Origin of the sequence: Clostridium sp. Cult2, assembly GCF_021655075.1 — a bacterium.
Lineage (GTDB): Bacteria > Bacillota > Clostridia > Tissierellales > Tepidimicrobiaceae > Schnuerera.
The window spans coordinates 1-14989 of sequence record NZ_PPXX01000009.1; the positions used below are offsets into that span (position 1 = coordinate 1).

Consider the following 14989-nt stretch of genomic DNA (forward strand, 5'->3'; position numbering starts at 1 on the left):
ATTATTATAAATAAGTTCTCTTTTTGGTGCCTGGCACCAAAAAGAGAACTTATTGAATATCCGGATTATTGAAAATAAGTGTTATATTTTTAATAATCAATGGTAATATATACTATAAGGGATAGTTTTTATATCTATTGTATTTAATTAGTAAGCATAAGGGGGGATAAACATGTTCTTTTCAAAAAAATTAAAGATATTGGGTATAGAAGTTGATGAATTAAAGGATCAGGAGATTTATCTATGTTTACTAAAGGATAGAAAACGAAATATAATAGACGATGACCCAATGGAAATTCCTGGTAAAGAATTAAAGTACTTAGCTGAAATGCAGGGCCAAAAATATGGAATGATAAGGTATAGTAGCGAACACTTTTATGAAGTAATCGGCATTAAAGAAGAAGCCCCTATTTAGGTGCTTCTTTTCGTTATTTGCCTTTATACATATTTAGTATCAATTTTATTTTAAAATTCTTTGTGTTCAGTTCTTGCTATAATTTCATTTTGTAAACCTTCGTTAAGGTCATTGAAATAATCGCTATATCCTGCTACCCTTACGATTAAGTCCTTATATTCATCAGGATTTAATTGAGCATCTTTAAGCATATCTGCATTAACAACATTAAATTGTATATGGTGTCCACCTAATTTAAAGTAGGTTCTAATGAGGTACATTAGATTTTTTATACCCTTTTCATCTTCCAATAAGGATGGTGTAAATTTTTGATTTAATAAGGTGCCACCAGTTTTAATATGGTCCATCTTTGATGCAGATTTTATTACACTTGTAGGCCCTAATCTATCAGTACCTTGTACTGGCGATATGCCTTCAGATTGGGGTTCATAGGCTTTCCTTCCATCTGGTGTAGCTCCTGTTACTGAACCAAAATAAACATGGCATGTTGTAGGTAGCATATTTATCCTATAATTGCCCCCTTTAATGGATGGTCTTCCATTTACTTCATTATAAAATATATTAAAAGCTTCTATCATTAAATCATCAGCATAATCATCATCATTTCCATATCTAGGGGTTTTATTTAATAACAATTGTCTTATTCTTTCTTCACCCTCAAAGTTATTTTTCAATACCTTTAGAAGTTCATCTATAGTTAAATTTTTATTATCATATATATGGTATTTAATTGAACTTAAGCTGTCCGTTAATGTTCCTATGCCTACACCTTGAATATACATGCTATTATATCTAGCTCCACCTGCGTTATAATCCTCACCATTCTTTATACAATCATCAATAATAACCGATAAGAATGGTGATGGCATATATTTTTGATATAATCTTTCAATAATATTGTTTCCCCTAATTTTTATTTCCACAAAATGATTTACTTGTTTTCTATATGCCTCCATAAGTTGATTAAAACTTTCAAATTCCCTTGGATTACCTGTTCTAATACCAATGACTTTTTTGGTTAATGGGTCTACTCCATTATTAAGTGTGATTTCTAAAATTTTCACCAAGTTTAAATATCCTGTTAATATATAGGCTTCCTTACCAAAGGCACCTGTCTCTACACAACCACTAGTTCCTCCACATCTTGCATCTTCAATGGATTTCCCTACTCTTAACATTTCTTCTATTATTGTTTCTGTATTAAATATTGAAGGTTGCCCCCATCCCTTTTTAATTATATTGATGGCTGCTTTCAAAAACTCATTAGAATTTTTTGCACTTAACTGAATATTAGTACTTGGTTGAACTAATTTCATTTCATCTATTACTTCAAGAATAATATAACTAACCTCATTTACCCCATCATTTCCATCAGATTTTACTCCACCACAGCTAATATTAGCAAAATCCGTATACGTTCCACTTTCTTGTAGGGTTACACCTACCTTTGGAGGTGCAGGTTGATTATTGAATTTAATCCAAAATAGTTGGAGAAGTTCTTTGGCTTTTTCCCTGGTTAAACTCCCATCTTTTATTCCCTGTTTATAATAAGGATATAGATGTTGGTCAAGTCTACCTGGACTAAAAGCATCCCATGTGTTGAGCTCCGTTATTACAGAAAGATGTACAAACCAATATGCTTGTAGAGCTTCTCTAAAATTTCTAGGTTTATTTGCTGGAACATAGTTACACACTTCAGCAATTTCTAGTAATTCTTGTTTTCTTACAGGATTTCCCTCTAAATCTGCAAGCCTTTTAGCTGCTAATCCATGCCTTTTACCAAAGGTAATTATAGCATCACAACATATAGCCATAGCCTTAAGTTGTTCATTTTTGTCATAGGCTTTAATATCATTTATAAAATCCAATTTTCCAATTTCATTTTCTATTTCTTTTTTAAAATCTAAAAAACCCTTATTAAATATTTTATTATCTCCAACTGTATGACCTGGAGCTCTTTGTTCCATAAATTCAGTAAAGATTCCTGCACTGTAACAATCTTTCCATTCCTCTGTCATCTGGTTAAATAACAAATCCCTCATTGATTTACCTTTCCAAAAAGGTATTATATCTTCTTTTTGAATTCTTATTGATTCATCATCTACTCTAAAAAAAACCTTTTCTCTTCTATCAATTGTTTGAAGGTCTTCTACAGAATGACAGCAAAGTTCAGGATAGGTTGGAGTAGCTTTAGGTAAAGGGCCTCTTTCTCCTACAATAAGCTCTCCTTCATTTATACATATAGTTTTTTTCTCACATAATTCTTTAAAAATTAAAGCTCGAAGTACTGGAATTGAAACCTTACCTTGGTATTTTTTATAAGCTTCAGTAACTATCTGTGCTCTTTCTAGAGAAATTCTTGGAACAGCCTCTAGACTTTCTTGTTTTAACCTTTTAACTCTGGCATTCAATAAATCAACTCCCCGTCTTCACATTTGCACCACAACTATTAATAATATTAAGAGCAAAATCCAACTTTTCTAAACTAGTTTCTTCAATACCCTTCATTTTATATAATATACCAAGTCTATTATATTTTTCTTCTCCCATATTATGATAAGCCAGCAAATTTACTTCTTTCACATTAGGCAAAGTTTTGATAAAATCCCTAAAAGCCTTTAAATCTTCTTCACTATCATTTACCCTAGGTATTATTGGTATACGGATAATTATTTCTTTATTCATCTCACTAAGAAATCTAAGGTTTTCTAAAATAATATAATTTGACATCCCAGTGTATTTTTGATGTTTTATAGGATTCATATGTTTTAAATCATAAAGAAATAGACTAGTATACCGGCTTACTTCTTCTATTATTTGTTTTGAAGCAAAACCACTTGTATCAACGGTAGTGTGTATCCCTCTTTTTTTCATCTCCTTTAATAACTCAATTAAAAACTTAGGCTGCATTAAAGGTTCTCCTCCTGAAAAAGTAACCCCTCCTCCAGATTGTTCATAGAAATCCTTATCCTTTACTATTTCATATACTACCTGATTAACAGTCATAGTTTTGCCTGCCATCTCCCTTGCTTCTGCATAGCATACTAAAGTACAATGGCCACATTCTATACATTTGCCTTTATCTGTAATTACCATACCTTTTACTTCCTTAATGGCATTTTGTGTGCAGGCTTCTATGCACACCCTACAGCCTATACAGCGATTAGGGAAAAACATAAGATTATTATTAATATTTTGACTTTCTGGATTATGACACCACAGACAACTTAATGGACAACCTTTTAAAAAAACCGTTGTTCTAATTCCTGGTCCATCATGTATAGAATATTTCATAATATTAAAAATTTTACCTTCTATGGATACCACCTCTACCTTCTTATCCACCTGCCATCAGGTGCAAACATTGCACCTGATCGCCTTTTTTTATTATAGTATTAGAATAATCTTCCTCTTCAATTACCTTGCCATTAATCCTAACAGTAATCCTAGGATATACATATCCCTTCTCTTTTAAAAGCTTTTCAACAGTTAATCCATCTTTATGAGGATATTTTTTCCCATTTACAGTAATCATCCAAACCACCTTTAAATATGTTTTTCTACTACTTCTAATAATTCTGGCCAGTCCACACCAAGTTCCTTCAATTTTTCTGGCGTTGGTACTCCATCCAAAGTCCAACCCCTTCTTTTATATACTGCATCTGTTAATTTTTCATATTGTTCTTCCCTATATTTTCGTAAAACCTTTATCTTTTCAACTGTGGTTTTCCCTTCTACATCATAATTTAAAAATTCTTTTAACTGATTATCATATCTTTCCTGTCTAGATAGATATTCTTCTTCCGTTACTGGCCCCATGGAACGATAAGGAGTTTTATCATGAATTCTTTTACCATAGCCCATTCTAATATTGAATATCCTTTGAAGATTATATACCCTTTCTGATTGCCTTATGAGCTCATCTTCATCGATATTTTTACCTGTAACTCCGTTATATAAATCCACATAATTTTGTACATGTTCAGGAATTTTTGCTGGTTCATCTGTTAGATGATTGTCTGCTGGGGCTATATCATTCCAAGGCAATTTACATAATCCATTTAATCCAAACCAAGTTCTCAACATAGGAAAATAATGGAGAGCTTCTGCTTTATCCTCAAAGGTAGGTATCTGGTTATTTACCATATCCATAAATATGAGCCAAGCCTCATCATGTTGAGGTCCTTTATTTGTAAGGCCATAACCTCCCTGTTGAGCTAAACTTTCCTTGCTAACATATTCAGAATACTCTAGTCCCTTTTGTTCCATTCCTATATCCCAAAGAAAATCTTTATCTGCTCCATATTCTTTAACGAATATTTCTTTAAGTCTTCTTACACCTAAACCAGCTAGCTTACCAAATCCTTCTCCTCTTGCCATCTGATGCAATAATTCTAGGGCTGCTTCCTTGTTCCCAAAATTAAGCTCTAAACCACCAGTTATTTCTTTATTTATTATATCGTTTTCATAGCATTCCATAATAAATGCAGTAGTGGTAGCAAAGGATATAATATCTAAACCGTAGGTATCGCAGTAAAAATTCAATTCTAAAACTCCATTAGGGCAGAATACCCCTATATTAGAGCCTAAACCAGCAGCATTTTCATATTCTGGTCCATCTACGATTACCTTTTGTCCTTTATAAGGTCCTGTTTCTGGAATAAACCCATCAGCTGCCTTAGCACAGGACATACTACATCCATACCAGCATCCGTCTGGCATATTCTGAGTAACTTTTTTCTTAAATACATCTGAAGAAATTTTATAAGTATCCTTATGGCTACCAAACTTAAAATTATGAACCGGTAATAAATCGTATTCATCCATTACCTCAATAATATTTGCAGTTCCAATTTCCCTCATCCTATTTTGTTTATTATCTAGTTCAGCTATTTCCCTATGGAGTTTAATACCAGTTTTATTTATTTTCCTTTGGTCTGCTGGATTATTCAGGTTTCCTTTAGTACCCTTATACCTAACTACAATAGCTTGAATATTTTTGTTTCTAAATACTGTACCTGTGCCTCCCCTACCAGCTTGTTTAAGTCTAGTAGCTTCCCTTCTTACATCATAAAAACTAAAATTTAACATACACATTAAACTATGTTCAGCAGCACTACCTGTAGATACTACTGATATATTTTTCTTATCTTCGTCATCAATGGCATAATTTTCAGTTAATTTTTCAGCCAGTATATGGCTATCTTTTTCCTGTATATTTGATTTTTCAATCTGAACCTTTCCATTATTTCCATCTATAAATATAATTACATCCTCATCAGCTTTTCCAATAACCTCTAAAGCATCAAATCCAGAAAATTTTAAATAAGGTCCAAAATATCCTCCCACATTACTGTCTATAGGAATTCCAGTTAAAGGAGATAGGGTTACTACTGTAGATTTCCCTGCTCCTGGATATTGAGTTATTCCTCCTATAGGACCTGTAGAAATTACAATTTCATTTTCTGGGTCATCCCATTTGGTTTCCGGAGTAACTGCATTCCATAGATACCATAGACCAAAACCTCTACCACCAATTAGTTTATCCTTCATAGTATTGGTGACTTCTTTTTCCTTTATCTCGTTATTAGTTAAATTTATATATAAAGTTCTACCGTTATAGCCTTTTTCAATTTCACTCAATTGATACTCAAAATCAGCTAATTTTTTCACATTACCCCTCCCTTATTTCTCCTCTATATGAATAGCTTCAGTAGGACATGAATTGACGCATATTCCACAGGCTATACAGTTAAAAGGTTCTAAGTAATCCTCATGGTCAAACATAGCAAATTCCGGACAAAATCCTACACACATAAAGCAGCCTACACATTTTTTCTTATCTAGTCTTACAATACCTTTCTCATCCCTATATAAAGCCTCTACTGGGCATATGTCTATACACTCACCACATTGAGTACATGCAGTAATTTTTTTCCTCGAATTATTGCCACCTATTCTAATTCTAGATTTTTCTCGATTGTTTTCCTTAAAATAAGCTTTAGAACAGGCTTCTTCACAAGCTCTGCACTCTATGCAAAGTTCTGGATTTGCAACTAAATATTTCAAAATACAACCCCCTTTGTTAATTATTATACAACAGATGGTTCAAATATCAACTCACCTCTTTTGAATCTATCCATATCTAAACTACTAATATCTATAGTAGTAGGTTCACCTAAAATGGTTTCAGCCATTAAAAGTCCAGTGGCAGGCCCCAACATAAAACCATGACCACTAAAACCTAAAGCCAGATAAAAACCATCTAACCCTTCTACCTCACCATATATAGGTTGAGCGTCAGCTGTCATAGTATAAAGACCAGCCCATTGTCTAACAACATTCAACTTTCCAAGTAAAGGAAGTAATTCACAACAAGTCTTAGCCATCTCCTCCATAAACTCCCAAGAAGAAGTTATCCTAAGATCTTTAGGCTCATTGTCGTCCCCTCTTCCCATTATAAAACTACCATGGGGGGTTTGTTGGCAATAGATATTTAATGAAAATCCCATATACATAGGTTTTTGAATAGGTTCAACTGGTTCAGTAACAAGTGCTTGATGCCTTTGAGCATAAACAGGAATGTCAATATTGACCATTTCACCAATTTCTTTAGAATAGGCTCCTGCAGCATTTACCACTATAGGTGTAGAAATATAACCTTTGTCAGTATATACTCCCATAATTTTATTTCCTCGAGTTTCAATACCCGTTACCTTAGTATAGGTCATAAACTCTACCCCTAACCTTTTGGCTGCGTTGGCAAAGGCTTCAGTAGTATGAAATGGATTCAAATGGCCATCTTTAGGACAAAAAGTTGCACCTACTATTTTGGATTCATCCATATGAGGAATTATCTCTTTAGCTTCCTTGGGAGTTAAATATACAGAAGGAATGCCTAAACGATTCTGTAACTCTACATTTTTCTTAAACTGTTCATCTTCCTTTTCTGTACCAGCAACCAAAAGATAACCCCCTTGGTTGAATTCAATATCCCTTTCATATTCTAATTCTTCATTGGCATTTTCATAAAACTCCACGGACATCTTGGATAATTTACAATTTCTTTCTGTTCCCCATTGCATCCTTATACCAGCTCCACACCTTCCAGTAGAACCGCTAGCTAAAAAGGCTTTTTCTATTAAAATTATATCCTTTACACCCTTTTTAGCTAAATGATAAGCTATGGAAGTCCCGGAAATACCTCCACCAATTATTACAATATTTGCAGTCTTATTCATCATCTTCACCTCCAGTTAGAAGGCCTAAATTAATAGGCTTAGTAGGTGGCCTAAAAGTACTCATAGGCATATCTGCTATATTTTGCCCTGTAATTCTAGCTATTTCCTGCATTATTAACTGTCTACAAGTTCTCCCTTGACAAGGCCCCATTCCTGCCCTGCTTATCCTCTTTATTTCATCAACGGTTTTATATCCCTGCCTAATTAACTCTCTTATTTCACCAAGAGTCACACCTTCGCAACGACAAATCATGGTATTATAACTATAATAATCTTCTATATTGAAAGACCTTATATCCATGGAATATTCTTTAGGAACTTTTAAAGTTACAATTGATGTCTTGTTTGGATATTTACCTTCTACTACCTTCATTACCTTAACCCTAGATACAGGTTTCCCTTCCCTATCTAGTCCAGTAGCATAAGTTCCTTTTTCTGGCAATGGTAAAAATTCATAAGGTATTTGTATTAAAGCTTCTTCATCTGAATAGCTTTCATCTATAATAAATATTGCAAGACCAGGACATTTTGTTATACATTGCCCACAGCCTATACATTTATCAAAATCTATCTCTGGCCTATCATTAATATCTTTAAACTCTTTAATTGCTCCAATTTTACAAGCAGTATAACAGGGATTACAAGGTATTTTTTGATAACATTCAATAACTGCTACAGGTCCTTTTGCCCTTCTTTCCTTAGAAGGAGTAATCCCATCTATATCTTCCTTTGTTGGCACTCCTGTTTTAATCAACATTTCTACCCCTCCTAAACTATAACTTTATTAATTCCTATTCGAATTTTTTCTCCTACTGGCCCTGACCTTAGAGAATCTAACTGTTGAATACAATCCTCTTTAAGTAGTTCATAATCTTCCTTAATATACCCTAAACTATTTGCGGCACATAGCCCAGCTAATCTACCTTCTACCATAGCACTACTAGCTTCTTCAATACCTGCTACATCACCTGCCACAAATATGCCAGGGACATTGGTCTCTAAATTCTCATTCCTAATAGGTACATGTCCTCCTAATTCGGGAATATATTTCATCTTGCAGCCTATATGCCATAGAAATTCAGTTAAAGGCGATAATCCTACAGATATACAGATAACATCAACATCCAAATCCTTCTCCGTATTAGGTATGGGTTCCCAATTGTTATCTAATTGCCATATAGTTGCTTTTTCTACTGTTTCTTTACCATGTGCATATTTGATTGTATGGGATGTTAATATAGGAATTCCCATTCTTCTAACCTTTGAAGCATGTACCAAAAAACCACCAATTTTGGGAGCTGCATCTATTATGGCCTTTACATTTACACCTGCTTGCATAAGCTGGTAACTAACAATAAGTCCAATATTGCCAGCTCCTACCATAAGTACATTGTTCCCAGGTTTTACTCCATATTCGTTCATAAGGGTTTGAACTGCACCAGCTCCATAGATTCCTGGTAAATCGTTGTTTGGAAAAGCTAAAAACTTTTCTGATGCACCTGTAGTCACTATTATCTTTTCTGGCTTTAATTTTATATATTGTCTATCATGTTCTATGGTAAGAACATCATCTTCATATAAGCCAAGGACTGTGGCATTTGTAAGAATTTCAACCTGGTCTTTATATTTTTTTAGCTCATTTTCTAAAATAGTAGCTATATCGAACCCCCTGGTAGAAGCATATTGTTTTTGAGAACCAAAAAATTTATGGGTCTGTTTTTTAAGCTGTCCTCCTAAATTGTGATTTCTTTCAATAATTGTAATTTTTGCTCCAGAATATGCAGCAGATATGGCAGCAGATAGACCAGCAGGTCCTCCTCCAATTATAGCAATTTCTGTAGTTTTCATCTTAATTCACCCTTTCCCTTTTGAGTCTCCACTACTATCCCTTCTTTTAGTTCCTCTACACAAATTCTAACATTAGGTTCTCCATTAACTGTCATTAAACAAGAAGAACAGTTACCAATTGCACAATAAAACCCTCTAGCTCTTCCAGTTTTATGATGATGGCCTAAAGCCTTCACACCAGCTGCATGTAAAGCTGAAGCAATGGTGTCTCCTTTAAATCCAACATATTCCTTTCCATCATAAGTAAATTTTATTTCCTCACCCTTCTTAAAAGATAAAATGGGATGCTCACCGATTCTCATTTATATCACTTCCTCCACATATAATATTAATATACTATAATGCAAATATGATGCCATTAAGGTTAAATACAGATTTAGAGCCATTTAATATAAAAATCTTATAGTTTCTTTATGAAAAACCGTCAATTTATTGACGGTTTTTGTATCTCAATTTCAAATATTTTATTTTTTTCAAATAGTCTGTTAATTCTTCGAAGATTTTAAGCTTTCTACATCAAATTCCAATTAATAAAATTGTCATTGTATTGACACTACTGTCAGTCTATTGACGTTTCTTCTATATTATATTTATCCATCTTGAAATATAAGGTACTCCTTGGAATGTTAAGTAATTTTGCTGCCTTTGTCTTGTTGTTTCCAGTAGCTTCTAATGCCTTTAAAATAATGGTTTTTTCAACATTAGATATGGCAAAGTTTAAATCATAAGGATTTTTTCTACCTTTAGTATTCCTAGATACTTTTGTTAAAATATTATCTGGTAATAAGTCTACATCGATAACATTGGAATTATTATTTTTTGCCATTATTACCATTCGCTCAATAAGGTTGTTGAGTTCTCTTACATTTCCTTCCCAATCATGACTTATAAAAGCCTCCATAACTTCAGGGGAAAAACTTAATATATTTACTCCATACTCCATACAATAATCTTCAACAAACCTATTAGCCAATAGAGGTATATCATCCTTCCTCTCCCTTAATGGGGGTATGTTTATTATAACGGAGTTTAATCTATAATATAAATCCTTTCTAAAAGAACCTTCTTCCACCATTTTCTCTAAGTTTTTATTTGTAGCTGCAATCACTCTAATATCTATCCTTAAACTCTTCTCGCTACCTACTCGCATTATTTCTCCATCTTCTATGACTCTAAGTATTTTAGGTTGCATATTAAGAGGCATATCTCCAATTTCATCTAAAAATAATGTACCTCTATGAGACAACTCTATCTTTCCAATTCTACCTTCCTTTAATGCACCCGTAAAAGCCCCTGGTGCATATCCAAACAACTCACTTTCTATAAGCTCATTGGGAATAGCACTACAATTTATGGGAACAAAGTACCCTTCTCTGCCACTTTCCAAATGAATAGCCCTAGCAAATAATTCTTTTCCTGTGCCACTTTCCCCATTAATCAAAATGTTTATATTAGAGCAAGCCATATCTTTGGCCAATTTTATTGCTTCTCTAAATTTTTTGTTACTTCCTAGAGCTTTCGAAAAAGAAGACCTGTTTTTATTCATGACTGAAATCTCTTGCTGTAAAGCTTGTAAATTAGATTGGGTTTTTCTTAAAAGTTCAGTTGTCTTAATATGATCTGTAATGTCCCTATCTATGCTTAAACCTCCCACCAAATTCCCATTTAAATATAGAGGAGAAGCACTCGTAATGTTGAAGCAATTTTCCTTTGGACTATTGTAAATATCTTCATAGGCCTTCTTTTCCTTAATTATTTTTTTAAGCAAAGAATTAGGAAAGAACTCGACAATATGGTGGTTTACAATGTCTTTTCTATCTATGTTGAACAATTTTTCTGCACCTTTGTTCCAATATTTTGTTATCCCTTCAGCATCAACAATACAAACTGCATCCTTTATACTATCCAAAATTGCCTCCAATTCTAGATTCTTTTTATCGAGTAATTCCAAAAGGCCACCTCCCCTCTATACTTTAAAAATTTATATACTTCTAGTTTCCTTCTTAAGCCATTCTTTTTCTTCTTCCATTAAATATGGGGAAAGCTCATCATATACTCTTTCATGATAATCATTTAACCATTTCTTTTCCTCTTCAGTTAACATATTTACATCTATGCCTTCTAAATCTATAGGGCAATAGGAAATAGTTTCAAATTTCATGAACTGGCCTGAATCCGTTTCTATGTCTTCTACTACTACAACTACATTTTCAATCCTAATACCATGTTTCCCTTCTTTATATACTCCAGGTTCTATTGTAACAACCATTCCTTTTTCTAGTTTTACATTATTTGGCATGGTAGATATTCTATGAGGCCCTTCATGGACACTTAATAAAAAGCCAACTCCATGACCTGTACCACATTTATAATCTATTCCCTCTTGCCATAATGGATAGCGAGCTAATACATCTAAATTGGAGCCAGTAGCCCCATATAAAAATCTTGCATTAATAAGATTTATATGACCTTTCAATGTTAAGGTAAAATCTTTCTTTTCTTCTTCTGTAATATGTCCTAATACTATGGTCCTTGTTATATCTGTAGTTCCATCATAATATTGTCCACCCGAATCCACAAGCAACATCTTTTCCTTTTTTAGTTCATAATTAGATTTTCCTTCTTCAGCTTTGTAATGCATCATAGCAGCATTCTCTTTATAAGCAGCTATAGTGTCAAAACTTGGCTCTATGAAACCTTCTTGTTCTTTTCTAAACTCTTCTAGTTTTTCTGCTGCAGATACCTCAGTAATATTGATCTTCCCAAGATTTTTATCTAGCCAGTACAAGAATTTAACCAATGCCACTCCATCCTTAATATAGGCATTTTTCTGGTTTTCAATTTCAGTATTATTTTTTATTCCTTTTAATTCAGTAGTTATGTTAACACCTTCAATTATCTCACATTCTTCAGGAATTCCTTTATAAAGCCATCTATTTATCATTGATGGATCTATAAATACTTTACTTCCCCTCTTTATGTCTTTAACATAATCTATGACTTTATCATACTCTTCTACTTCTATACCATTTTCTTTCAAATGAAATTCCACTTTATCATCTATTTTTTCCTTATCTACAAACAACCAAGCATTATCTTTAGATATAAGGGCATAGGATATGATAACAGGATTAGATGATACATCTCTACCTCTAATATTGTAAACCCAAGCAATATCATCTAAACTTCCAAGTAAAAAATAATTTGCATCTTTTTTCTCCATTTTTTTTCTTACTTCATCTATTTTTTCCTTAGCAGTCTTTCCAGTATATTTTACATCATGAACAAAAGCACTACTCTTAGGCATTGAAGGCCTATTAGTCCATAGCTCTCCTATTAAGTCATATTCATCTACAAGTTTAACCTTCTTTTTACTAATTTCTTTTTCTAGTTTTTTTACATCAGATTGAGGATATATTTTGCCATTGAACCCAAGGGCATCTCCTTCATTTAAGTTGTCCCTTAACCATTCAATATAGGTAGGAAAACCTGGTATACCCATTTTAAATAATTTGATTTCACTGCCTTTTAATTGATTCTCCGCCTGTATGAAATATCTTCCATCAGTCCAAAGTATGGCTTCATCTTCAGTCACCACAACTGTTCCTGCTGACCCAGTAAATCCAGAAATCCAAACTCTAGTCTTATAATAATCTGCTAAGTACTCTGATTGATGCGGATCAAATGTTGGAATTATATAAGCTGTAATTCCTCTTTCCTTCATTAAAGCTCTTAACCTTTTAATCCTTTCATTTACTTTCAAAATAGATTACCCCTCTCTAAATTTTTATATTTTTTCTTCTTCCCATTGTCCTACTTTTATTAATAGATTTGCAAGTAATATTCCAGATAATCCTGCAACTAATTTTGCCAAAATAAAAGGAGTGACTGCTTCTTGGGATATACCTGATACAAAACCTAGTTGACCACCAAAAACAAAAGCACCACTAACTGCAAAAGCAGCATTTATAACCTTCCCCTTATTATCCATTTTATCATAAATTGCTAGCATAGGTACACAGTTAGCAAGGGAAGACAATAGTCCTAACAAGGCAAATTGGTTAATTCCTGTTTTTTCTGATATTTTATTTAACTTTTTATGAAATTTCTCATGAATAACATAGAATAATGGATAAGCTCCTGACAAAATTACACCAATTTTCCCAACTATTATTATACCTTCTTCAAAAGGAGCCATATTAGGAATTATCTTTATCCCTAATACAAGGTCTACTATGCTAAACAATAATCCTATAAAACTAATTGCCAAAATACTTCTTCCTAACACATTGAAAATTTTTATGGTCTGTTCTTGAAATTTAAAAAGTCCAATGGCGATTAATATGGATAGTATAATTACAGGTATTAAGTTTATCCATATATCTTTCATTGGAATATTCATGGTTATTCCGCCTATTATCATGCCTATAGGAATCGTTACAATACCAGCAAGGATTCCTTTAGTAAAAAAAGGAAAATCCTCTTTAGAAATTAAATTTAAAGATACGGGAATTGTAAAAGAAATAGTTGTTCCCATGATAGATGCTAGTATTAATCCACTATATTCAGCCATTTCTTGGCTCTTAGCAATCTCTACACTAGTTGCATATCCCCCCATATCTGCAGCTAATATGCTAGAGATAAATACTGAAGGGTCTGCTCCAATCAGCTTAGATAGTGGAAATAATATTGGCATTATCAATTGAGAAATAACTGGAGATAAGCTTATAATACCAATCATGGTAGTAGCCAAGGGACCCATACTTCTAAACCCTTCTTCAAACCTTTCTCCCAATCCATTCCTATTGTCTAATAGCTTGTCTATACCGCCAAGTACAGAAAATAGAACCATGATGAATAGTACGATATTGCTACCCATATCTCACCTCTATTATTATATTTGTCCATTATAGTATATTATATATTTATGGAAATAGGAATAGTGATAGGTGGAGTAAAATAAAACCATCCTTTTCTTTTTCTTTAAAATTTACTCTAGAAAAGGGAAGTTATTCTGTAGTCCAAATTCTTTCGCCATGTCCTTTAAGCCCTCTGCTATTTCCTCTCTAGAAAAATTGTTTTCCTCCAAAAAATCATCATCTAAATTATTTAATCTATTGTAAAAATCTAAGACTAGTTCTATATATTTATTATTGTTCTCATCTAGTTTTTCAAATAATAGGTTTTCAGCTTCATTAATTTTACCTAATTCTATTAATACTAATAATTCTTTGTAAAGGTAATCGGTTTGAGAATATTCATCTTCATTTGATAATTCATAAGATATTTCATCTTTATGAAAAAAAATTTTTGCTATAAACTTTATCATTTCTTTTATCAATCTCATTATATAATCCTGTTCATACATAAAAATACATCCTTTCTAGTACATCCTCCATATTATTACCATAACTAACAATAAGTTCATATGTTAGTGCCGGGGGCATATATTTCTTTTGTGTTTTAGTACTATCTAAATTATATT

At 32.8% G+C, this 14989-nt stretch carries 14 protein-coding genes; 1 reads left to right on the plus strand and 13 read right to left on the minus strand.

What is annotated here, in order from left to right; translation table 11 throughout:
• Positions 1 to 172 precede the first annotated feature (172 nt).
• On the plus strand, positions 173 to 415 hold the full coding sequence (locus C3E90_RS01235; RefSeq protein WP_236913732.1) for a hypothetical protein: 243 nt from the start codon (positions 173 to 175) through the stop codon (positions 413 to 415).
• Between the two features lie 50 nt (positions 416 to 465).
• Here C3E90_RS01235 and hypD read toward each other — a convergent pair whose 3' ends face one another.
• The 13 genes from hypD to C3E90_RS01305 form a co-directional block, all read right to left on the minus strand.
• Entirely contained in the window at positions 466 to 2826 is a 2361-nt protein-coding gene (gene hypD, locus C3E90_RS01240; protein ID WP_236913733.1) for a trans-4-hydroxy-L-proline dehydratase, read from the minus strand.
• Between the two features lie 4 nt (positions 2827 to 2830).
• A complete protein-coding gene (locus C3E90_RS01245) occupies positions 2831 to 3742 on the minus strand; it encodes a glycyl-radical enzyme activating protein (RefSeq protein WP_236913734.1) in 912 nt (303 codons plus the stop codon).
• A 10-nt stretch (positions 3743 to 3752) separates the two neighbouring features.
• Positions 3753 to 3950 (minus strand): sulfur carrier protein ThiS, encoded by a 198-nt coding sequence (gene thiS, locus C3E90_RS01250; protein WP_236913735.1) that lies wholly within the window; start codon positions 3948 to 3950, stop codon positions 3753 to 3755.
• A gap of 11 nt (positions 3951 to 3961) precedes the next feature.
• Positions 3962 to 6088, minus strand: a complete 2127-nt coding sequence (locus C3E90_RS01255; protein ID WP_236913736.1) for an aldehyde ferredoxin oxidoreductase family protein — start codon at positions 6086 to 6088, stop codon at positions 3962 to 3964.
• A 12-nt stretch (positions 6089 to 6100) separates the two neighbouring features.
• Complete coding sequence (locus tag C3E90_RS01260; RefSeq protein ID WP_236913737.1) at positions 6101 to 6484, minus strand: 4Fe-4S dicluster domain-containing protein; 384 nt, start codon at positions 6482 to 6484, stop codon at positions 6101 to 6103.
• 23 nt (positions 6485 to 6507) lie between these two features.
• Positions 6508 to 7656: an NAD(P)/FAD-dependent oxidoreductase gene (locus tag C3E90_RS01265; protein WP_236913738.1), complete on the minus strand. Its 1149-nt coding sequence runs from the start codon at positions 7654 to 7656 to the stop codon at positions 6508 to 6510.
• The gene (locus C3E90_RS13430; protein ID WP_336512993.1) at positions 7649 to 8413 is read right to left on the minus strand and encodes a (2Fe-2S)-binding protein; all 765 of its coding nucleotides are present in this window, start codon (positions 8411 to 8413) and stop codon (positions 7649 to 7651) included. The genes C3E90_RS01265 and C3E90_RS13430 overlap by 8 nt, the downstream gene beginning before the upstream one ends.
• An 11-nt stretch (positions 8414 to 8424) precedes the next feature.
• Complete coding sequence (locus C3E90_RS01280; RefSeq protein ID WP_236913739.1) at positions 8425 to 9504, minus strand: NAD(P)/FAD-dependent oxidoreductase; 1080 nt, start codon at positions 9502 to 9504, stop codon at positions 8425 to 8427.
• Positions 9501 to 9806 carry a (2Fe-2S)-binding protein gene (locus C3E90_RS01285; RefSeq protein ID WP_236913740.1) on the minus strand — a complete coding sequence of 102 codons (306 nt, stop codon included), beginning with the start codon at positions 9804 to 9806 and terminating at the stop codon, positions 9501 to 9503. Before C3E90_RS01285 ends, C3E90_RS01280 begins: the two co-directional genes overlap by 4 nt.
• A 257-nt stretch (positions 9807 to 10063) precedes the next feature.
• Entirely contained in the window at positions 10064 to 11455 is a 1392-nt protein-coding gene (locus C3E90_RS01290) for a sigma-54 interaction domain-containing protein (RefSeq protein WP_236913741.1), read from the minus strand.
• A 30-nt stretch (positions 11456 to 11485) separates the two neighbouring features.
• A complete protein-coding gene (locus C3E90_RS01295) occupies positions 11486 to 13267 on the minus strand; it encodes an aminopeptidase P family protein (protein ID WP_236913742.1) in 1782 nt (593 codons plus the stop codon).
• 24 nt (positions 13268 to 13291) lie between these two features.
• Positions 13292 to 14383, minus strand: a complete 1092-nt coding sequence (gene eutH / locus C3E90_RS01300; protein ID WP_236913743.1) for an ethanolamine utilization protein EutH — start codon at positions 14381 to 14383, stop codon at positions 13292 to 13294.
• A 111-nt stretch (positions 14384 to 14494) separates the two neighbouring features.
• Positions 14495 to 14872, minus strand: coding sequence for a DUF6483 family protein (locus C3E90_RS01305; protein ID WP_236913744.1), 378 nt, complete (start codon positions 14870 to 14872; stop codon positions 14495 to 14497).
• Between the last annotated feature and the right edge of the window lie 117 nt (positions 14873 to 14989).